The organism is Thalassospira mesophila (assembly GCF_002115755.1).
Classification (GTDB): Bacteria; Pseudomonadota; Alphaproteobacteria; order Rhodospirillales; family Thalassospiraceae; genus Thalassospira; species Thalassospira mesophila.
On sequence record NZ_JFKA01000001.1, the window covers coordinates 138,972 to 158,050 of the forward strand.

At 53.7% G+C, this 19,079-nt stretch carries 23 protein-coding genes; 17 read left to right on the top strand and 6 right to left on the bottom strand.

The features are described 5' to 3' along the window. The first annotated feature begins 25 nt into the window (after positions 1 to 25). The 9 genes from TMES_RS00605 to TMES_RS00645 all read left to right on the top strand — a co-directional run bounded on the left by TMES_RS00605 (position 26) and on the right by TMES_RS00645 (position 5,576). Complete coding sequence (locus tag TMES_RS00605; RefSeq protein WP_085578455.1) at positions 26 to 466, top strand: DUF2628 domain-containing protein; 441 nt, start codon at positions 26 to 28, stop codon at positions 464 to 466. Further along, on the top strand, positions 463 to 1,113 hold the full coding sequence (gene hisH, locus TMES_RS00610; RefSeq protein ID WP_085578457.1) for an imidazole glycerol phosphate synthase subunit HisH: 651 nt from the start codon (positions 463 to 465) through the stop codon (positions 1,111 to 1,113). Before TMES_RS00605 ends, hisH begins: the two co-directional genes overlap by 4 nt. Next, entirely contained in the window at positions 1,110 to 1,664 is a 555-nt protein-coding gene (locus TMES_RS00615; RefSeq protein WP_085579724.1) for a GNAT family N-acetyltransferase, read from the top strand. The genes hisH and TMES_RS00615 overlap by 4 nt, the downstream gene beginning before the upstream one ends. Further along, the gene (hisA, locus tag TMES_RS00620; protein ID WP_085578458.1) at positions 1,661 to 2,389 is read left to right on the top strand and encodes a 1-(5-phosphoribosyl)-5-[(5-phosphoribosylamino)methylideneamino]imidazole-4-carboxamide isomerase; all 729 of its coding nucleotides are present in this window, start codon (positions 1,661 to 1,663) and stop codon (positions 2,387 to 2,389) included. The genes TMES_RS00615 and hisA overlap by 4 nt, the downstream gene beginning before the upstream one ends. 15 nt (positions 2,390 to 2,404) lie before the next feature. Then, complete coding sequence (gene hisF, locus TMES_RS00625; protein ID WP_085578460.1) at positions 2,405 to 3,166, top strand: imidazole glycerol phosphate synthase subunit HisF; 762 nt, start codon at positions 2,405 to 2,407, stop codon at positions 3,164 to 3,166. A 69-nt stretch (positions 3,167 to 3,235) separates the two neighbouring features. Then, the gene (locus TMES_RS00630) at positions 3,236 to 3,571 is read left to right on the top strand and encodes a phosphoribosyl-ATP diphosphatase (RefSeq protein ID WP_085578462.1); all 336 of its coding nucleotides are present in this window, start codon (positions 3,236 to 3,238) and stop codon (positions 3,569 to 3,571) included. A 29-nt stretch (positions 3,572 to 3,600) separates the two neighbouring features. Then, complete coding sequence (gene rhuM, locus TMES_RS00635) at positions 3,601 to 4,644, top strand: RhuM family protein (protein ID WP_085578464.1); 1,044 nt, start codon at positions 3,601 to 3,603, stop codon at positions 4,642 to 4,644. Between the two features lie 62 nt (positions 4,645 to 4,706). Then, complete coding sequence (locus TMES_RS00640; protein WP_085579726.1) at positions 4,707 to 5,069, top strand: HIT domain-containing protein; 363 nt, start codon at positions 4,707 to 4,709, stop codon at positions 5,067 to 5,069. A 27-nt stretch (positions 5,070 to 5,096) separates the two neighbouring features. Beyond that, positions 5,097 to 5,576, top strand: a complete 480-nt coding sequence (locus TMES_RS00645) for a DUF6314 family protein (RefSeq protein WP_245835144.1) — start codon at positions 5,097 to 5,099, stop codon at positions 5,574 to 5,576. Here the strand turns inward: TMES_RS00645 and TMES_RS00650 are convergent. Continuing rightward, on the bottom strand, positions 5,573 to 6,538 hold the full coding sequence (locus tag TMES_RS00650) for a LysR substrate-binding domain-containing protein (RefSeq protein WP_085578466.1): 966 nt from the start codon (positions 6,536 to 6,538) through the stop codon (positions 5,573 to 5,575). The two genes, TMES_RS00645 and TMES_RS00650, sit on opposite strands and share 4 nt — an antisense overlap. A gap of 111 nt (positions 6,539 to 6,649) precedes the next feature. Between TMES_RS00650 and TMES_RS00655 the strand changes: the two genes are divergently transcribed. The 5 genes from TMES_RS00655 to TMES_RS00675 all read left to right on the top strand — a co-directional run bounded on the left by TMES_RS00655 (position 6,650) and on the right by TMES_RS00675 (position 10,229). Continuing rightward, entirely contained in the window at positions 6,650 to 7,069 is a 420-nt protein-coding gene (locus TMES_RS00655) for a VOC family protein (RefSeq protein WP_085578468.1), read from the top strand. Positions 7,070 to 7,385: 316 nt separating this feature from the next. Beyond that, entirely contained in the window at positions 7,386 to 8,330 is a 945-nt protein-coding gene (locus tag TMES_RS00660) for a 2-hydroxyacid dehydrogenase (protein WP_085579730.1), read from the top strand. Between the two features lie 201 nt (positions 8,331 to 8,531). Next, on the top strand, positions 8,532 to 9,011 hold the full coding sequence (locus tag TMES_RS00665) for a GNAT family N-acetyltransferase (protein WP_085578470.1): 480 nt from the start codon (positions 8,532 to 8,534) through the stop codon (positions 9,009 to 9,011). Between the two features lie 135 nt (positions 9,012 to 9,146). Next, the gene (locus TMES_RS00670; protein ID WP_245835145.1) at positions 9,147 to 9,440 is read left to right on the top strand and encodes a phosphoribosylpyrophosphate synthetase; all 294 of its coding nucleotides are present in this window, start codon (positions 9,147 to 9,149) and stop codon (positions 9,438 to 9,440) included. Positions 9,441 to 9,650: 210 nt separating this feature from the next. Next, positions 9,651 to 10,229 (top strand): class I SAM-dependent methyltransferase, encoded by a 579-nt coding sequence (locus TMES_RS00675; protein WP_085579734.1) that lies wholly within the window; start codon positions 9,651 to 9,653, stop codon positions 10,227 to 10,229. Positions 10,230 to 10,410: 181 nt separating this feature from the next. Here TMES_RS00675 and TMES_RS00680 read toward each other — a convergent pair whose 3' ends face one another. The 5 genes from TMES_RS00680 to gshB all read right to left on the bottom strand — a co-directional run bounded on the left by TMES_RS00680 (position 10,411) and on the right by gshB (position 16,080). Next, the gene (locus TMES_RS00680; RefSeq protein WP_085578472.1) at positions 10,411 to 11,928 is read right to left on the bottom strand and encodes a YifB family Mg chelatase-like AAA ATPase; all 1,518 of its coding nucleotides are present in this window, start codon (positions 11,926 to 11,928) and stop codon (positions 10,411 to 10,413) included. A gap of 255 nt (positions 11,929 to 12,183) precedes the next feature. Then, on the bottom strand, positions 12,184 to 12,492 hold the full coding sequence (locus tag TMES_RS00685) for a hypothetical protein (protein WP_085579736.1): 309 nt from the start codon (positions 12,490 to 12,492) through the stop codon (positions 12,184 to 12,186). Between the two features lie 159 nt (positions 12,493 to 12,651). After that, complete coding sequence (locus TMES_RS00690; RefSeq protein ID WP_085578474.1) at positions 12,652 to 13,275, bottom strand: glutathione S-transferase family protein; 624 nt, start codon at positions 13,273 to 13,275, stop codon at positions 12,652 to 12,654. 79 nt (positions 13,276 to 13,354) lie between these two features. Further along, a complete protein-coding gene (locus TMES_RS00695) occupies positions 13,355 to 14,815 on the bottom strand; it encodes an alkaline phosphatase D family protein (protein ID WP_085578476.1) in 1,461 nt (486 codons plus the stop codon). Positions 14,816 to 15,135: 320 nt separating this feature from the next. Beyond that, positions 15,136 to 16,080 carry a glutathione synthase gene (gene gshB / locus TMES_RS00700; protein WP_085578477.1) on the bottom strand — a complete coding sequence of 315 codons (945 nt, stop codon included), beginning with the start codon at positions 16,078 to 16,080 and terminating at the stop codon, positions 15,136 to 15,138. Positions 16,081 to 16,281: 201 nt separating this feature from the next. Between gshB and TMES_RS00705 the strand changes: the two genes are divergently transcribed. The 3 genes from TMES_RS00705 to TMES_RS00715 all read left to right on the top strand — a co-directional run bounded on the left by TMES_RS00705 (position 16,282) and on the right by TMES_RS00715 (position 19,046). Continuing rightward, positions 16,282 to 16,992, top strand: coding sequence for a LolA family protein (locus TMES_RS00705; protein WP_245835146.1), 711 nt, complete (start codon positions 16,282 to 16,284; stop codon positions 16,990 to 16,992). A 539-nt stretch (positions 16,993 to 17,531) separates the two neighbouring features. After that, positions 17,532 to 18,242 (top strand): EI24 domain-containing protein, encoded by a 711-nt coding sequence (locus TMES_RS00710; protein WP_245835147.1) that lies wholly within the window; start codon positions 17,532 to 17,534, stop codon positions 18,240 to 18,242. Between the two features lie 153 nt (positions 18,243 to 18,395). Next, the gene (locus tag TMES_RS00715) at positions 18,396 to 19,046 is read left to right on the top strand and encodes a bactofilin family protein (RefSeq protein WP_245835148.1); all 651 of its coding nucleotides are present in this window, start codon (positions 18,396 to 18,398) and stop codon (positions 19,044 to 19,046) included. The last annotated feature ends 33 nt before the right edge of the window (positions 19,047 to 19,079 follow it).

The following is a 19,079-nucleotide window of genomic DNA, read 5'->3' on the forward strand; positions in this document are numbered from 1 at the left end:
TTTTGGGGCGAAAGTCTGAATTTCGATGAAGGTTTACACCGTTCATATCCACCCCGGCCATGCTGATCCGCTTGAGGATGCAGTGCTGATCCGCGAAGGGTTTAATTTCTGGGCATTTATATTGTCCGGCCTGTGGGCGCTGTATCACCGGCAATGGCTGGCTTTTGTCGGCCTGCTGGTGGTGTCGGTTCTGTGCAATATTGCGGTAGATCTGGCCAATGGCGGCCCGGAAATGGATTTTTTGCTGGCCCTTGCCACCGGAATCGGTTTTGGCCTGATCGCCAATGATCTGCGTCGCCACAAACTGGCCCGCCAGGGCTGGAAAATGGTCGATATCATTGCCAGCCCCAATGAAACCGGCGCCCTGCACCGCTTTATCAGCAAAGCCGCCAACATCCCCAAAATCACGCCTGGCGCCGTTTCGTCCTATCATTCGTCCTATAACGGGAGCATCCCCACCCTATGACCGTCGCGATTATTGATTACGGTTCGGGCAATCTGCGTTCGTGCGCCAAGGCATTTGAGCGCGCCGCCCGTGAAAACAACCTTGCCCTTGATGTGGTGGTCACCAATGACCCGCATCAGGTTAAGGCTGCCAGCCATATCGTATTGCCCGGTGTCGGGGCCTTTGCCGATTGCCGGGCCGGGCTTGATGCCGTGGGCGGCATGGTCGAGATGCTTGAGCAACAGGTGATTAAAGGCGGCAAACCCTTTATGGGCATTTGTGTTGGTATGCAATTAATGGCCAAGGTTGGCCGCGAATTTGCCAATACCGATGGCCTGGGCTGGATTGACGGCGAAGTGGTTGCGATTGAACCCGGCGACCCGTCGCTTAAAATTCCGCATATGGGCTGGAATGAACTCGTGCTTGATGATGCCGGGGCCCGCCACCCGGTTTTAGCCGGCATTACCAATGGCGACCATGCCTATTTCGTGCATAGTTTTCACATGAAAATCACCACGCCGTCACAACGGCTGGCCAGTGTGAATTATGGCACCGCCATTACCGCCATGGTCGGTCGCGACAATATGGTCGGCACCCAGTTTCACCCTGAAAAAAGCCAGAAAACCGGATTAACCCTGATCGGGAATTTCCTGGGATGGAAACCATGAGCGGACCCAGCGTCACCATGAGCCCGAACGTCTTTGCCGAACATGTGACCGAGCTTTCAGCCGGTGATTTATCCGACATTGTTGACGCCTGCATTCAGGCGATAGTCGAAGGCGGCGGCTTTGGCTGGCTCACCCCGCCCGGCCGCCCGGAAATGGAAAAATACTGGCGCGGCGTTTTGATCATGCCGGGGCGGCATTTGTTTGTTTCGCGTGTGGACGGGGTTATTTCGGGCGCGGCCCAGTTGCTTGAAACGCCCTCCAACCTGGAAGCCCAGCGCCATTCCGCACAAATTACCGGGCATTTTGTTGCGCCATGGGCGCGCGGGCGCGGCAATGGCAAGGCGATTGTGCGCGCGATTGAATATTTCGCCCGCCATCAGGGCTACAGCGTTTTAAAGCTGGATCTGCGCGAAACGCAAACAGCTGCCATCGCCCTTTATCATGGCATGGGCTATGTCCGCTGGGGCATTAATCCCTATTACGCCATGATCGACGGCAAGATGGTCGAAGGTTATTACTACACCAAGAAAATACAGGAATGCGAGCAGTGAACCTTTATCCGGCAATCGATTTGAAAGATGGCGCCTGTGTCCGCCTGTTGCGCGGCGACATGGACAAGGCCACCGTGTTTAACAACGATCCCGGCAGCCAGGCCGCCGAATTTGTTGCCAAGGGCTGCCATTGGGTTCATGTGGTTGACCTTAACGGGGCCTTTGCCGGGGAACCGGTTAATGGTGCCGCGGTTGATTCCATTCTTGCCGCAGTTGGCGACAACGCCAAGGTGCAGCTGGGCGGCGGTATCCGCAATATGGAAACGGTCGATTACTGGCTTAACAAGGGTGTTCACCGGGTTATTCTGGGCACCGTCGCGCTCCGCAACCCCGATCTGGTCAAGGAAGCCTGTGCCAAGTGGCCGGGCCGCATTGCGGTTGGCATTGATGCGCGAAATGGCTTTGTTGCCGTTGAAGGCTGGGCCGAAACATCGGAAATTACCGCACTGGAACTGGCGCAAAAGTTTGAAGATTGCGGCGTATCGGCCATCATCTTTACCGATATTGACCGCGATGGCGCCATGGGCGGCCCGAATATAGACTCAACCGTTGCTTTGGCCCGTGCCATTTCCACCCCGGTCATTGCATCGGGCGGGGTTTCATCGCTTGAGGATCTGCTGGCGATCAAGGCGCAGGCCGATGCCGGTATTGATGGCGCCATTTCAGGCCGTGCGCTTTATGATGGCCGCATCGACCTGGCAAAAGCCATTGCCGCGCTGGCATAACGACAGGAAGCCGACATGCTGAAAACCCGTGTGATACCTTGCCTGGACGTCAAAGACGGTCGTGTCGTCAAGGGTGTTAATTTTGTCGATCTGATAGACGCTGGCGACCCGGTCGAACAGGCCCGCATTTATGATGCCGAAGGCGCGGACGAGCTGTGCTTTCTCGACATCACCGCCTCAAGCGATAACCGCGATACCATTTTTGATGTGGTGGCGCGCACCGCAGAAGCCTGCTTTATGCCCGTAACCGTGGGCGGCGGGGTGCGTACCCTTGAAGATATTCGCAAATTGCTGCTGGCCGGGGCCGATAAGGTCTCGATCAACACAGCTGCGGTGAACAACCCGGATTTTGTGCGCGAAGCCGCGCGCAAGTTTGGTTCGCAATGTATTGTGGTGTCGATTGATGCCAAATCCACCGGGCCGGACAAGTTTGAAATCTTCACCCATGGCGGTCGTAACGAAACCGGAATAGATGCTGTTTCGTTTGCAAAACAAATGACCGAATATGGCGCTGGCGAATTGCTGGTGACCTCGATGGACCGCGACGGCACCCAGTCGGGCTTTAACATTCCGCTGACCCGCACCATTGCCGATGCCGTGTCGGTACCCGTCATTGCATCAGGCGGGGTGGGCACATTGGACCATATGGTTCAAGGGGTTACCGAAGGGCACGCCTCGGCTGTGCTCGCCGCATCGATCTTTCATTTTGGCACTTATCGCATTCGCGATGTTAAAAACCACATGAAAGCGGCGGGTCTTCCGGTGCGCGACGCATAACGTTGCGACATTAAAACGATTTTTAAACAGTGACTGTTTCCACTGTTTTTCAAGGGCAGGACGGGCAAAATGACCAAAGCACTGGACGGCGAAATTCTTGACCGGCTGTACGATACAGTTGCCGCCCGCAAGGGTGCCGACCCCGAAGAAAGCTATACCGCCAAACTGTTTAGCAAGGGCACACGCAAAATCGCCCAGAAAGTGGGTGAAGAAGGGGTAGAAACCGTGATTGCCGCCCTTGCCGAAGGGCCGGAAAATGTCGCATCCGAAAGTGCCGACCTGCTGTATCATTTGCTGGTGCTATGGGCTGATCGCGGCGTAAAACCCGAACATGTCTGGGAAATTCTGGCAAAACGCGAAGGCATTTCAGGTATTGCCGAAAAGGCATCGCGTAGCGAAAGCTGATATAATCAGCAAAACGCACGGAGGTCCGCATGGCAGATAACAAGTCTGAGAGAGATACGGATAAAGTTCGTCGAGAAACGACAAAACTCGAGAAATTTGAAGCAAGCGTATCAAGTGACGGGCCGGTTCACCTTTTGGAGGACGATCAAACAGGTGATCGTTTTTTGCTCTATGCTGACTCAAAAGGAATTCAGGTTCAGATCCACTATGAAGGTAATTCCCTTTGGATGACACAAGCGCAGCTCGCAACATTATTTGGGCGAGATGTGTCCGTCATATCAAGGCATATCAATAACATCATTGATGACAACGAACTTGATGCAGAGAGCAATTTGCAAAAAATGCAAATTGCTTCCTCAACAAAGCCTGTAACGCTTTATAGCCTTGATATGGTTATTTCTGTTGGCTATCGCGTCTCATCACACAAAGCGACACTGTTTCGCAAATGGGCGACCCAAAAGCTGGTTCAGTTCGCCCTGAAAGGGTTTGTCGTTGATGTTGAACGATTAAAAGACCCAAATCAGAGAGACCACTTTACAGAACTTCGGGAAATCATCCGGGAGATCCGAGCTTCCGAGGCAAACCTTTATAAAGAAATTCGCCAGATTTGTTCCCTTTGCAGCGACTATTACGCGCTTGATGAATCTGAAAAGAACCTGTTTTTCGCAACTATTCAGAATAAACTGCATTATGCTGTAACCGGCATGACCGGGGCTGAAATACGAATGAGCAGAGCCGACGCAAACCTGCCTGCAATGGGGCTTAACAGTTGGTCAGGTTCTCGCCCTCGCACAAAAGATATTTATACAGCCAAAAACTATCTTGGTGACGCAGAGATAAGAGACTTGAACAGATTTACCGGCATGTTGCTAGATTACTTCGAACAAGAAACAGATCTTCAGCGCCTGGTTACAATGGATGATGCCCGCTCCGCACTGGACAAATTTATCCGTAATAACGAACGCGCTTTGCTTAACCGTCCGGGTTCGATATCAAAGAGCGATGCTGACGCTTACGTCAAAGAACAATATAAAATATTTGCCGACAAACTTCGTGCGCTATCGCAAGATTAATCCGACAGCTTGTCTAACGCACAAGACGAGTCATAACGGTCAAATTACCAATGGAAAATATCATGGCATATGATTCCGAAAACATTTTCGCCAAAATCCTGCGCGGCGACATTCCGTGCAACAAGTTTTTTGAAGACGATCACGTCCTTGCCTTTCACGACATCGCCCCGCAGGCGCCAACCCATATTCTGGTGATCCCCAAGGGCGCTTACACCAGCTATGACGACTTCGCGATGAATGCATCAGACGAAGAAATTCTGGCCTTTACCCGCGCGATTGGCAAAATTGCCGCCGCAGCCGGTGTGGTCGAAGACGGCTATCGTCTGATCTCGAACACCCGCGAGCATGGCCGTCAGGATGTGCCGCATCTGCATGTCCATATCATTGGCGGCAAAAAACTGGGCCTGATGCTGCCCCGGGACTAACGGCCATTATGACGATGATAGCGCGATATGCCAGTTAAGCCCGAAATTGCAGCGGAACGCATTTTTGCCGGCCTGAGCGGGGACTGGACCCTGCATCGGGCGATGGGCGAGACCGGCACCTTCACTGGCACAGCCCGATTTTTCATCGCCCCCGATAACCCCGAAAACACCCTGCGCTATCGCGAAGAAGGGGTTTTACAGCGCTTTGACGGCCAACATTTTGAGGGCTACCGCGAATATGATTTCGTCTTGCGCGGGCAGGCCATTGAAATGCTGTTTCGCGACCCGGTCGGTTTTGGCAATCGCTATGTCTTGCTAGATTTTAACAATATTTCTGACAATGACGTGCTTGCCGCGCAGGATCATCATCCCTGTGGAGACGATATGTATCACCACCGCATGTTCTGGCATCACAACGATCATTTCGAAACCAGAATTAAAGTTGTCGGCCCGAAAAAAGACTATGAACTCCACACCCTTTATCACCGGGCAAAAGCGGACGGTTAATCGCCTGTAACACCATTTGCACCATCAGCAATCGCGCCAGATACTGCAGCCTCGGCCAGCAGCCATTGGCGAAAAGCCGCTATTTCCGGGTCATTCTGCCGGGTTTCATCGCACATCAGGTAATAGGCGTCACTTGCCTGCAAGCTGCCCTCGGCAACAATTTCCAGATCCCCCTTTGCCAAGGCTGTTTCAATTAAAATACGCGGCAGCAGAGCAATGCCCATGCCGCTTTTAGCGGCTTCGATCAGCATGAAAAAATGCTCGAACCCCAGACCGGGCTCACCGTGAATGACCACGTCATTGGCCAAACCCCATTGGTGCCAGGCGCGGGGGCGGGTGGTGTGTACCAACCGCGGATAACGCGCCAGCAACGTTGCCCTGTCCACTGTATCGGACTGCTCATTTTTGGCGACCAAACCGGGGGCGGCGACAACAATTTGTTGTTCTTCCAGAATTTTAAAACTGGCAAAGCCCGGCCAGTGACCATTGCCAAAATACAGCCCCACATCCATTTGATGCACCCCCAAATCCGGCATCCGGTTTGGCGTGGCAAAATTTAACGACAGGGTTTCAATGACAGGCCGAATATTGGGAAACGCGGCTTGAAACCGGGCCAAACGCGGGATCAGCCACGCGGTTGCCAATGTTGGCAAAGCGCCGATTACCAGTTTACGATCAGACCCGCCATGGGTTAACAAATCGAGCGTGGCGGCTTCAATTTCATCAAATGCCTTTTGCAAGGCCGGTAAATAGGACCGCCCGGCATCGCGCAACATCAGTTGCGGCCCGTTGCGATCAAACAAGGATATGCCCAGCCGTGCTTCCAGATTGGCGACCTGCTGGCTGATCGCACCGGGGGTTACGGCCAGTTCCGCGGCCGCACGGGCAAAACTGCCATGTCTTGCTGCGGCCTCGAACGCGCGCAAGGCATTTAACGACGGGGTGGCAGGGCGCAGGGCCATAACGATAGTTTTCCTGTTGATATAATCAGAACTTCTGACTTTTTAGCCATTATCATTCTGATTTACAGTCATGACCAGCGATTACCGTTAATTTTTCTGGAAATTAAACCCATGCAAATCCCGCCGTTTCACCTGGCATTTCCGATTAAATCCATTGCCGATACCCGTGCGTTTTACATCGATATTCTGGGCTGTGACGAAGGAAGATCGACCGAAAACTGGATCGATTTCGACTTTTTCGGCCATCAGCTTTCCGCCCATGTCCGCGCCGATGCCGGGCAAAATGCCGGAACCGGCACCGTCGATGGCGATGCTGTGCCGATCCCGCATTTTGGCGCGGTTCTGGAATGGCAACAGTGGCATGACCTGGCGGATCGTTTGAAAAATGCCAAGGTAGCTTTTTTGCTGGAACCAAAAATCCGCTTTGTTGGCGAACCGGGCGAGCAGGGCACCTTTTTTGTCACCGACCCCGCCGGAAACGGGCTGGAATTTAAAACATTCCGCGATCCGGCCATGATTTTTGCCCATTAACCAGCCGTCGGGCTACGAAGGTCGCCCTGCGCAAATGCCACATTTCAATCTGGTCCATCTGGTCCGATGTTATGCCGGACCGGATTGCCCGCGGAGTTCAATTGCACAGGCAGTTCGTCGGCGGCATGAACAATATATCAAGCTGGTTATGGCGTGACGGCACCGGCCAAAGAAGGCTATCCTTGGCTAACAATAGCCACCGCAAAAACAGATAAATTGCCAAAAACCGCACGATGGGGGAACGCCACCAACTGGTGTGCGTTATAATTTAACCGCCCAAACAACAAACAAATTAAAAACAACCAAGGAGAGCAGCATGCCTGCGTCCGCCCCGTACAAAATCCTGATTGCCGCACAAGGCGAGGAACGACGCTGGAAAGAGGCGATGACCGCCCGGCTGCCCGATGCCACCATTTATACCCAGGATGAAACTTACGACCCGGCAGAAATTGATTTTGCCATGCTGTGGAAACAGCCCCAGGGCATGATGAAAAGTCTTGCCAATGTGCGCGGGATTTTTTCGCTGGGTGCTGGTGTGGAACATGTGTTATCCGCCCCGACCCTGCCAAAAAATGTTCCGATTGTCCGCCTTGAAGATGCTGGCATGGCCCAGCAGATGGTGGAATATCATATGTATGCCGCCCTGCATTTCATGCGCGATTTTGACCATTACATGCGCTCGCAAAATGAAGGCGACTGGCATCCGCGCGACGTGGCCGAAATTGGCGATTTCCGCGTTGGCGTGATGGGCCTGGGCGCACTGGGTGCTGCCGTTGCCTCCCGGCTTTCCGAACTGGGCTTTACCGTTTCGGGCTGGAGCCGGCGGATGAAAGCCATGGAAGGGGTCACAACCTTTGCCGGGGCCGAAACCCTTGATGAGTTTTTGGGCCAGACCGACATTCTGATTTGCCTGCTGCCGCGCACCGGGCAAACCGAAGGGCTGCTTGATACTGCGCGCCTGTCCAAATTGCCCGGAAATGCTGCCATTATCAATGCCTCACGCGGGGCGCTGATTGTTGAAGAAGACCTTTTACGCCTGCTCGATACCGGGCATTTGCGCGGGGCCTTTCTGGACGTTGCCGTCAACGAACCGCTGCCCTCTAGCCATCCGTTCTGGAACCACCCCAAAATCCGCCTGACCCCGCATATCGCGGCCGCCACCCGGATTGGCCCGGCGGTTGACCAGATCGCCGAAAATATTGCCCGCATTGATAAGGGTGAAACCCCGCTTGGCCTGGTTGATCGCGATATCGGCTATTAAAACCGCGGACCGACATACCTTGTGCGCAGCGACAGATGCACAAAAGCTGAATTTCCCCGCAATCAAACCGGTTGCGGGGATTTTTATGGTTAAAACGCCGCAAAATCGGCTTTTCCTTGCCAAAAACCCGTTTCAATCTGGAATACAGCCCCGAATTTCCGTAAAACACAGGCAATTAATGCGTTTAACAAGGGTTTTGCCATGACACAACCAACACAGCCGGTTTTTCGCTATGCCGTCCGGTCCGATTTACCCGCCATTGTCGCCTTGCTGGCCGATGACGAAAAAGGCAAAACCCGCGAAAATCTCACCGATCCCTTGCCCGATATTTATGGCAATGCCTTTGACGCCATGGAAGCCACCAACACCGATGCCTTGCCCAATAAATATCTGCTGGCCATTATCAATGATCAGATTGTCGGTTGCCTGCAACTGACCCTGATCCCCGGCCTGTCGCGGCAGGGCCGGTTGCGCGCCCAGATCGAAGGGGTTCGGGTGTCCTCATCGTGTCGCGGGCAAAAAATTGGCGAAGCCATGATTTTACGCGCCATCGACATTTCCCGCGATCTTGGCGCATCGTTGATGCAATTCACCACCGATAAAACCCGCGCCGATGCCCACCGGTTTTATCAACGCCTTGGTTTTGTTGCCAGCCATGAAGGCATGAAACGCGATCTGTAAAGGCGGTGTAAAACCGGGAAACTCGCAAGCAGAACAATGCCACATTTCGGGTTCAGGGTGTATTCTTAGCGCAAACCGGGAACACCCGGCACGTTGCAACGTTTCAGATAAACATCGCAATAGCCCGAGGAGAGCATGATGAACTTGTCAGAGTTACAAGACAATGCGGTTGAACATGGTTTTACCCACAGCTTTGTCTGCACCGAAAGCGGCGTCAAACGCGATGGCGATGGCCCGGTTTACCCGGTCAAGGATCTTCGCATTGTGCACAGCAACAGTGTCGATACCGGTACCGATCCCGGCGATGACGCCACCCTTTACATGATTGAAGCCAGCGACGGCAGCAAAGGCACGCTGATTGTTCCGGCAGGTTTTTATGCCGACCCGCACAAGGCAAAAATCATTGATCAGCTGTTGCACCGTCATTAGGACAAGACTTGAGCCATCGCAAAGGCCGCAGCAACAGGGCGCGCACAGCATGCAGCCCTAAAATCGGCAGCATTGATGACAAAATCGGCAAAAATTCATATTTAAAACAAACTATTTGCCGCAAAATCACCACCTTCTGGCGGACATATGAAAGTGCGTCATGACGAAAGCTGCGCGGGTTAAACCGCCGCCGGAGAGATGGAAAATGCGATGTCCGATTTGTTGCCGTTTTTGCGTGCCTGGGTCAGCGACCCCAGACGTGTTGCCGCGATCAGCCCGTCCGGGTCTGCCCTGACCGAACTGATGACCCGCGAAGTTAACCCCCAGCATGGCCCGGTGCTGGAACTTGGTCCTGGTACGGGTGTTTTCACCCGCGCCCTTTTGGCCCGTGGCTTTGACCAGCAGGATTTAACCCTGATCGAAGCGGGCAAGGACTTTGCCCATACCCTGGCCAACCGGTTTCCCGATGCCAGAGTGGTGTGCATGGATGCCACAAGACTGGGCAAAGCCAACCTTTACCCCGAGCATAATCTGGGCACCGTGATTAGCGGCTTGCCGTTGCTGTCGATGAATGCCCGTCAGGTGATGGGAATTTTGGGCGGGGCGTTTCGCTATGCCCGTCCGGGCGGCTATTTTTACCAGTTTACCTATGGCCCGCGATGCCCGGTTCACCCTAATATTCTCAACCGGCTGGGGCTGAAAGCCACCCGCGTGGGTCACACCATGCGCAATGTCCCGCCCTCCAGTGTCTATCGCCTGTCACGGATCGATGACACCTGGTTTGGCTAACAGGTAAATTTTAACAAAAACAATGCGTTGATAATGATCCCACCTGAACCACCCCCGCCGCCTGCTCACTCAGCCCAATAATTCGTTACACCTGCATTCAAATATCAGCCTGTCCGGCCGGATCGTGCATCGTCGTGCAATTGCCCGATGAACCATGCTTAATGCTGCGTGGCCTCGCGGGTTATTTGTGGCGATACACCATTTTTCGATAGATTAACGCCTCGGCGATGTGGCTGCGCGTCACAATATCGCTGTTGCCAAGATCGGCAATGGTGCGGGCCACACGCAAAACACGATGATAACCGCGCGCCGAAAGCTTCATGCGCCGGGTGGCATCTTGCAATAAGGCGCGGCCTTCCGGGTCGGGGGTGGCAAAGCGTGTCAAAACCTCGCCATCGGCCAGTGCATTGCAGCTTACCTTGTTGCCAGGGCCATAGCGATTGATCTGGCGGTCCCGCGCGCGCAAAACCCGGGCGCGGACCGTGGCCGTGGTTTCGCCATTGGCCGGGGCGTCAAGTTCGTCGGGGGTGACGGCGGGCACGTCGATTTGAATATCAAAGCGGTCAATTAACGGACCGGACAACCGCGACTGATAATCCTCGCCGCAGCGCGGTGCGCGGCTGCACGCCGCATGTTCATCGCCCAGATAGCCACAGCGGCACGGGTTCATCGCGGCAATTAATTGCACCCGGGCGGGATAGGTAACATGGGCATTGGCACGCGCAACCGAAACCTCGCCGGTTTCAAGCGGCTGACGCAGGGCATCAAGCACATTGCGCTGAAATTCCGGCAATTCATCAAGAAACAGCACCCCGTGATGGGCCAGTGAAATTTCACCGGGCCGTACCCGATGCCCGCCACCAACCAAAGCCGGCATGCTGGCCGAATGATGCGGTGATCGATAGGGACGCATGCGCACCAGCCCGCCTTCGGGCAAAATCCCCGATACCGAATGAATAACCGTGCTTTCAAGCGCCTCGGTAGGGGAAAGGTCGGGCAGCAAACCGGGCAAGCGCGCCGCCAACATCGATTTTCCCGAACCGGGCGGGCCGTTCATTAATAAATTATGTCCGCCTGCGGCCGCAATTTCCAGCGCCCGTTTGGCACTTTCCTGCCCCTTGATATCACGCAAATCGGGCTGATCGCTCGCCGGTGAAAGCGCTTTCACTGGTACCGGGCGCGGTAAAATCTGGCTGCCTTTAAAATGATTAATCAGGGATATCAGGCTCGGGGCGGCCAAAATGTCAAAATCCCCCGCCCACAGGGCTTCGGGCCCATTGGCCTTGGGGCAGATAATACCGCAATCGCGGCTTGCGGCCTCCATTGCCGCGGGCAATACCCCCCCCACCGCCGAGATCGAGCCATCCAGCCCCAATTCGCCCAGCACCACCCACGACGACACATCCTCAAGGCTGATCACATCCATCACAGCCAACAGACCCAAGGCTATCGGCAGATCAAAATGCGATCCTTCCTTTTGCAAATCGGCCGGGGCAAGGTTGATGGTGATGCGTTTGGGCGGCAGGGACAGACCCATAGCCGACAGCGCAGAACGGACCCGCTCACGGGCCTCGGAAACGGCTTTGTCGGGCAGGCCGACAACGGTAAAGGCAGGCAGCCCGCTGGCCATTTGCACCTGCACATCCACCGCAATGGTGTTAATGCCGGCAAAGGCCACGGTCGTTACATGTGCAGTCATGATCAAGCCTGTCTAATCCCCAAGACCATCACTTTGGCGCTAAAAGGAAAAACAGGCAACCGGCACGTGCAGATTTGAAAAATCATGCCCGGAAAGGACGGGGCGTAATGCCGTCAATGTCAGAAAAACCATCAAACAAGACGGCTTTTGAAAACCTTCGACACATTCTGCACGGCCATCTGAAATACCAAACATGCCGCATTTTACGATATAAAATCAGCAAGCTGATCTTATATCGATTCCGGGCCGCGTTGATTATTTACTATCGTCTTTGGGATCGGCAACATCATCGTCTTCGATGTCGTCATCATTTTCGTCTTCAACGTCGTCGCCAATTTCGTTGGCAACAACACCGCCTTCACGCGGCACCAGAAATTCCTTGCGGCAAGGAACGGCTTTGCCTTCAACCACGGTCCAGCCGAAATTGCGCATTTTACCGAAACTTTCGCGTTTCATGGTAATGCCGCTGGCCTTGTGCAGGCGGACTTCATCGGGGTTTTCCCCTTTGATTTTACGGGCCCGTGCCCAGGCGCGTTCACGAACAGCTTTGGAAATTGGGGTCATGACATCCTGATCATTAAATGCGGCGCAAGCCACACGTGAAAGACAGCCGCCCTGTATAGACGATTTTCAAAAATGCGACAGGGCGATTATCGGGCGATGATAACGTTTATCGCAGTATATCCCAACCATCGCGGTTGGACGAAAAATCACGGTGTCGGGTTATTTTGGCAAATAAAACCGTGTTTCAACCAGTGCGGCCCGGTTGCCAATCTCTCCGCGCCACGCCATCAGGGCTGGTGGCAAGGGAAACTGATTTTCATCGGGCCAGCGAAAAGCCAGATATTCCAGCGCCGATGCCACCGCAATTTCGCCAATGCCGGGCAATTGCGCATTAAGAATATCGACCTGTTTGTCCAGGGCTTCAATCCCCGATGTCACCGCCTCGGCCTGGCGCTGCATAACAAAATCGGATCGTTGGTCATTGGGGCGTTGCTGATCGGCAAACAAACGGCCGGTTGCGGCCATGATGCCATCGGCCAGCGCCTGAAGTTGCAAGGCCTGCCAGCGGGTGGGGCCGGTAATGGGAAACAGGCGGCGGTCGGTTTTGCCGGTGCTGCGCGCCAGTTCGTCGAGAAAATCGCAGATAACAGCCGAGTCATAAAGAACCAACCCGTCATCTGTTACCAAAGTTGGCACCTTGGCCAGCGGGTTAACCGCCCGCAGGTTTTCATCGGTCCAGGGATTGATCAGGATTTCTTCGGTATCGGCAAGCAGGCCCAGTTCACGCAGGCAAATACGAACTTTGCGCGCAAAGGGCGAGGTCGAAGCATAAAACAAACGCATCTTTTATCCTGATGAGAGTTAAACACAGAAAACGGACGGGATTATTACAATCAAAATTTAAAATTTCAGCCAAGCCCGGCTAAATCGGAAAATCCGGGGTCAACCCGGAATGTTCGAGATGCCAGTTGGCATGCCATGATGATTGATGGCGTGACAGGGTTAGATAATTGCGCTCGGCCACGTAAATGGAGGATTGACCGGGCAGGGGGCACAGCCGGGTTGGCCGACCGGGCAGCGGGTTATCACCCAGCCATGCCAGAAAGCCCAGACAGCGGGCAAAGGCATTTGCCGGGGCATTATGGGCAATGCCCGATGCCACCAGTTGATGGACAATGCGCGAGCGGGTTTCAAAAACGCCGCGGGTGGCAAGGTGGATTTCGCCCGACAGGATCGTGACATCATGATCATCGGTCGTGGCAATATCTTCGATCAGTTCCAAAAACCGGCACCATTCGCGCCGGTGTGCGCGGCTTTGCCATTGATCGCGCAGATCATCCTCGTATTTTTGCGCCCGTGGCATCACCTGCAAAATTGCTTCAACCACCGACAGGCGCGGACCAATCGCCGGGACGCTCGACATCAGCAAAATCCGGTTTGATTGCGGCACATTGCGCACCATTTTTTCCAGCATGTGCCAGCCAACATCGCCCATTAACGCATCGCGCCGCCGTTCGGATCGCAAATCAGGGGCAATAATAGTGATACCGGGATAATCATAGCGCCAGCCAAGCGAGCGCGCAGTTTTATCGTAAATGCCCTCGGGCAGGGTGCTGCCATCGGGTGGGATACATAATTGCATCAGCATAAAAGCATAACGCGCCGCATCATACATGCCGCGCGCTACCGCCATTTCCTGAAACCCGCCCGCGTGGCTGCCCCAGCCATCAAAAATATCATGGTCATCCCACATCATGACCGAGGGAACGCGCGCCATCAGATAGGCAATCTGGGGCAGAGAATAGACGATGATGTAATGATCGAGATAGAATTTCAAAACCGCATCGGCCATTTCATCGGTAAATATCGCCGATTTTTTAGCGCTGTTCGATGCCTTGTGCCACGCGGTGATATCGGGGTGACACTGCCACACCATATCGGCGTAAATCTGGTCGCCGCCATGCAATAACAGTGAAAACGGTTTCACATCGTGACCGTGACACAGATCGGCCCACAGGGCATTGCGCTGGGCAATTGGTCGGTCAAGATCGCCTTGCTCCTGCCCGTTGCACGACACAAAAGCCAGATCAAGATTGTCGCCAAAATCGGTTGAAACAGGGAAATGTTCTTCGCCCAGGTCATACCAGGCACCGGCTTGCTGGGGCAGGGTGAAATCATAACGCCAATAGCTGCGGTCAAACTTTTCCGCCAGTTTAACCGGCATGATGCGGCCTTCGCCCATTGGCGATAACACCGGCGGCGTATCGTCATGATAGGTCACAAGCAACGCCGCAATTTTGGCCGATCCGGCATAACAGCCCCGGCCAAACAAAAACGGCCCCGCCAGCCAGGGAACAGATGTATCGTCGAGCGCCTCGTCCATGTCACCGCCTTTTTAACCGGTTATATCACCTGCCCGGAACCGGTGATACGCAGCAAGACCACACCATGTTCCGTAAAAACAGCTTTGATATTGAATAAACTTTTCAAAGGCTGCCTGCCCGCTGTGACAGCATCGTGGCAAACTTTGCGGTTTAGCAGCTGAAATTGCCAGTTCTCGATAAGGTCAACTTGTGGGGAGCTGAGGAGACGGGACCAACAAAAACCCCTTTGGCCGATTACCTCGGCCAAAGGGGTTAAAATGATAGGTCGGGCAAAATTTAGCACAAAAACCGGCACATTTTGCCATCAGATCGCAAAATATTAGCCCAGACGGGTCTCAATTGCATCCCAGATCAGGGATTCCAGCTTTGATCCGTCAAACCGGTTGATTTCCTGAAGTCCGGTTGGCGAGGTGACGTTAATTTCAGTCAGGTAATCGCCAATCACGTCGATACCGACAAAAATCAGATCGCGCTTTTTAAGTTCCGGTCCGATGCGCTCGCAAATTTCATTTTCACGAGCGGTCAGCAGTGATTTTTCGGCAACACCGCCCACATGCATGTTCGACCGCGCTTCGCCATCAGCCGGCACCCGGTTAATCGCGCCTACCGGTTTGCCATCAATCAGAATGATGCGTTTATCGCCCTTGCGCACGGCAGGCACATAGGCCTGCACCATCAGGGGTTCGCGCGACTGAACGGCAAACAGCTCCACCAACGAAGCCAGGTTTTCATCATCGGGTTTGATGTGGAAAACCCCAGCCCCGCCATTGCCAAAAAGCGGCTTAACGATCAGGTCTTTGTGCTGTTTGCGAAAATCGCGAATGCGGTCAAGCGACCGGGTTATCAGGGTAGGGGGCATCAGGTCGGGAAAATCGGTGACAAACAGTTTTTCCGGCGCATTGCGCACATGACCCGGATGGTTAACCACAAAGGTTTCCGGGTGGATTGCTTCTAGCAAATGGGTGGCGGTGATGTAATTCATGTCAAAGGGCGGGTCCTGACGCATTAGGATAACGTCGGTTTCGCGCGCCAGATCAATGATTTTGGGTGCGCCCAGATCATAATGATTGCCATGTTCATAGCGCAGCATCAGTGGGCGAACCTGCGCCTTGACCCGGCCCTGATCATAAAACATGTCGTCGGGATGATAATGATAGAGCTGATAACCCCGTTCAAGGGCTTCCAGACCCATGACAAAGGTCGAATCGCCCTTGATATTGATATGTTCAACCGGGTCCATCTGGATGGCGACAATACGGCTCATCTTCCGGGTATCTCCTTGTCGCGGTTGCCAATAAAGGCGTTTTTCCGCCAATTGTGATCATTTGCAGGCACACCTTGACCAGACTGGCCTTGGTCGCCAAATGATGCGATATGTTAAACGTTTGATGAAATTACTATCACCTGCCATCGGCTTTTCGCAATCGCCATTGCGTGAAGCGGATTTGATAAACAGGCTACATAAATGGGTTCAGATTTGCGCTTCGCCAGTATTTCGAAAAAACTAGCCACAATCCTTCGTCCGCTTGCGGCATCTCGTATGCTGGTCGGCGCTGTTGTGGCCACGGTGCCATTTGCAGGTACCACATTGATGATGGCACCTTCTGCCAAGGCAGCTGATGCCGCCACCATCGTTGCGAAAAACCAGCAAGACGTTGCGCGGATCGAAGATTATTTGAACGCAATCACCACCCTGAAAGCCGATTTTGTGCAAATCTCGTCGGATGGTGGATCGGCCAAGGGCACGCTTTATATGCAGCGCCCGGGCAAGATGCGGTTTGAATATGACCCGCCTTCGCAAATTCTGCTGGTCGCGACCGGTCATGATTTCATTTATTATGACAAGGAAATCAACGCGCCGACCTATTTTGATATCGACGAAACCCCGGCCGGGCTGATTTTGGATGATAATGTGTCGCTCAGCCGCGACGTTAATATTGTCGATTTTCGCAAGACTGCGGAAACCATTCGCGTCAAGCTGGTGCGTAAGTCCGACCCCGGTGCGGGCGATGTCACCCTGGTATTTCAGGATAACCCGATGCAGTTGCGCCAATGGGTGGTCGATGATGCCACCGGTATTGAAACAACTGTCACCCTGTTTAATGCCGAAGAAGGCATGAAACTGGATCAAAAATTGTTTGAGTTTAAACGCATCTGGATTGGCAACGGTAATTAGGCTGACTTGGGCAAAAACGGGGAGGCCTGTGTTACACGGCCTGCTCAAACCGGCCACAAGGGCACTATAGCCCGCCTGCCATGCAATAAATTTATAGCCGCCATGTCAGGATCGATACTGGAAATTCTCCAGATATGTTCCCATATCAATGACTGTTACAAGGCTTCCTGATTTTCAGGAAGACCGGTTTGAGGAATGGTTTCCCCTACCGTTCCTCAACACTCCAGATTGATGGAGCGCTGGCGTCCGGTTACCCCCCTGGCCGGACGCCTCTTTTTTGTCCGCAGCATATTTATGCCCGACCATATATCGGTCGCACGCCGACCCGTTTCCCGATCAAAAAGCCGAATTTGCGCTGTCCATACCGATAAAGAATGATTTTTTTCATCTTTATTAAAGATATTGGCAAAAGCAGCATCGCGGCTTCACCGGCTGTTAATTTTCATTGCCTATCAAGTAAGATGCGTGATGAAAATTGCCTGCCCGTCCGCAAACGATGTGGACACTGGTATTATGCGTACCGCCAGACGGCCCCGAAAATGGCACCACAACAGGACCTGACCAGACAAATGATCAACGACTTCATGAAATCACTGGCCCAGTTTTCGGACCCCCGGTTTCGCCGTGTGGTCCTGATCGGGGTTGGCGGTGCCATCCTGACCATTCTGGCCTTATGGGGTGCGATTGGCTTTGGTTTGAATTCCGTCACCTTTTTCACCGATGGCGGCTGGCTAGAAACGGTGGCCGACTGGCTTCTTGGTGTCGGGCTGGCAGTTCTGGTCTTGTTGTTGTTCCCGTCCATGACCGTTCTGATCAGCAGCCTGTTGCTTGACCAGGTGGCCGAGGCGGTTGAAGACAAACATTACCCGCATTTGCCCCATCCCCGGCCTCAGCCGTTTTTTGAAGCCCTGATCAACGGCCTTAAATTTGCCCTGACGGCGTTGTTGCTCAATATTTTAATCCTGCCCTTGCTGATCACGGGGCCGGTTTATATTGTCGCCTTCTATGCGATGAACGGCTATTTGCTGTCGCGAGAATATTTTGAACTGGTGGCTGCGCGTCGGTATGATGTGCAAACCATGACGGCCTTTCGCAAACGCCGCCAGATGAAATTGTGGATTGCCGGTGTCGGCCTGACATTCCTGATGACGGTCCCGTTTGTTAATCTGGTTGCCCCGATTATTGCCACGGCCTTTATGGTTCATTACTGCATTCGTCTTGGCGCCTTTCAGCCCGATGTGGCCGCCTGACAATGTTGAACGTGATCCAATTATTTCGCAAAACCAACCCTATGGCGTTACCTCGCGCCAGAAACTGCAAGACAAGGATTGACCAATCCCATGTTCGGTAAGAAAAAAGCCAACAAAACAGTCGACAGCAGACCCGCTTCGTCGGATACATCTTTGGAACCGGCAGTTACCGGCAAAGCAAATGATGCGCCGACCCGGCCCGAGGTAAAGACCGCGTCATCGCCGGTGGAAAAACCGGCAGAGACACCTGAAAAACGTAGCGAGCCGCGCCTGTTTACCCAGGCGCGCACCAAGGATGAACCCGCAATGTCCAGCAAACCCCATTCCACCAACTTCCGCCCGGAAATTCACAAACGCCCGTTGGAAATTCCAACCCGCGGCAGTGCCAACCGTCCCAGCAGCCCGGTTTCAAACACCGAAGGCAAAAAGCTGATCGTTGGTCGGGATATTCGGCTGTCCGGCGAAATCGGGTCTTGCGACGTTCTGGTCGTTGAAGGCCATGTCGAAGCCCAGATCAATGACTGCCAGCGCATTGAAATTTGTGATGGTGGCACCTTTGTTGGCACCGTCAAAGTTGACGAAGCGGAAATCAGCGGCAATTTCCAGGGCGAACTTAATGCCCGCCGGGTAATTATTCTGGGGACTGCCGATATTAAAGGCGCGATTAATTACGGCAGCCTGCAAATTGAAAATGGCGCCCGGATCAAAGGCAGCCTTGATTATATTGAAGGCAATGATGACCCGTCGAGCCGCCAGGCCCCGTCGGCCGCCATCACCATTCCACGCAAAAGCGACGATACCTGACCCGTGCGCGGCGCAATTTGTTTAAAACTCATC

Excerpts from the sequence above, each read along its gene's own strand:
- TMES_RS00605 (WP_085578455.1), top strand. The coding sequence starts at position 26 with ATGAAGGTTTACACCGTTCATATCCACCCCGGCCATGCTGATCCGCTT.
- hisH (WP_085578457.1), top strand. The coding sequence starts at position 463 with ATGACCGTCGCGATTATTGATTACGGTTCGGGCAATCTGCGTTCGTGC.
- TMES_RS00615 (WP_085579724.1), top strand. The coding sequence starts at position 1,110 with ATGAGCGGACCCAGCGTCACCATGAGCCCGAACGTCTTTGCCGAACAT.
- hisF (WP_085578460.1), top strand. The coding sequence starts at position 2,405 with ATGCTGAAAACCCGTGTGATACCTTGCCTGGACGTCAAAGACGGTCGT.
- TMES_RS00630 (WP_085578462.1), top strand. The coding sequence starts at position 3,236 with ATGACCAAAGCACTGGACGGCGAAATTCTTGACCGGCTGTACGATACA.
- rhuM (WP_085578464.1), top strand. The coding sequence starts at position 3,601 with ATGGCAGATAACAAGTCTGAGAGAGATACGGATAAAGTTCGTCGAGAA.
- TMES_RS00640 (WP_085579726.1), top strand. The coding sequence starts at position 4,707 with ATGGCATATGATTCCGAAAACATTTTCGCCAAAATCCTGCGCGGCGAC.
- TMES_RS00645 (WP_245835144.1), top strand. The coding sequence starts at position 5,097 with ATGCCAGTTAAGCCCGAAATTGCAGCGGAACGCATTTTTGCCGGCCTG.
- TMES_RS00650 (WP_085578466.1), bottom strand. The coding sequence starts at position 6,538 with ATGGCCCTGCGCCCTGCCACCCCGTCGTTAAATGCCTTGCGCGCGTTC.
- TMES_RS00655 (WP_085578468.1), top strand. The coding sequence starts at position 6,650 with ATGCAAATCCCGCCGTTTCACCTGGCATTTCCGATTAAATCCATTGCC.
- TMES_RS00660 (WP_085579730.1), top strand. The coding sequence starts at position 7,386 with ATGCCTGCGTCCGCCCCGTACAAAATCCTGATTGCCGCACAAGGCGAG.
- TMES_RS00665 (WP_085578470.1), top strand. The coding sequence starts at position 8,532 with ATGACACAACCAACACAGCCGGTTTTTCGCTATGCCGTCCGGTCCGAT.
- TMES_RS00670 (WP_245835145.1), top strand. The coding sequence starts at position 9,147 with ATGATGAACTTGTCAGAGTTACAAGACAATGCGGTTGAACATGGTTTT.
- TMES_RS00675 (WP_085579734.1), top strand. The coding sequence starts at position 9,651 with ATGTCCGATTTGTTGCCGTTTTTGCGTGCCTGGGTCAGCGACCCCAGA.
- TMES_RS00680 (WP_085578472.1), bottom strand. The coding sequence starts at position 11,928 with ATGACTGCACATGTAACGACCGTGGCCTTTGCCGGCATTAACACCATT.
- TMES_RS00685 (WP_085579736.1), bottom strand. The coding sequence starts at position 12,492 with ATGACCCCAATTTCCAAAGCTGTTCGTGAACGCGCCTGGGCACGGGCC.
- TMES_RS00690 (WP_085578474.1), bottom strand. The coding sequence starts at position 13,275 with ATGCGTTTGTTTTATGCTTCGACCTCGCCCTTTGCGCGCAAAGTTCGT.
- TMES_RS00695 (WP_085578476.1), bottom strand. The coding sequence starts at position 14,815 with ATGGACGAGGCGCTCGACGATACATCTGTTCCCTGGCTGGCGGGGCCG.
- gshB (WP_085578477.1), bottom strand. The coding sequence starts at position 16,080 with ATGAGCCGTATTGTCGCCATCCAGATGGACCCGGTTGAACATATCAAT.
- TMES_RS00705 (WP_245835146.1), top strand. The coding sequence starts at position 16,282 with ATGGGTTCAGATTTGCGCTTCGCCAGTATTTCGAAAAAACTAGCCACA.
- TMES_RS00710 (WP_245835147.1), top strand. The coding sequence starts at position 17,532 with ATGGCACCACAACAGGACCTGACCAGACAAATGATCAACGACTTCATG.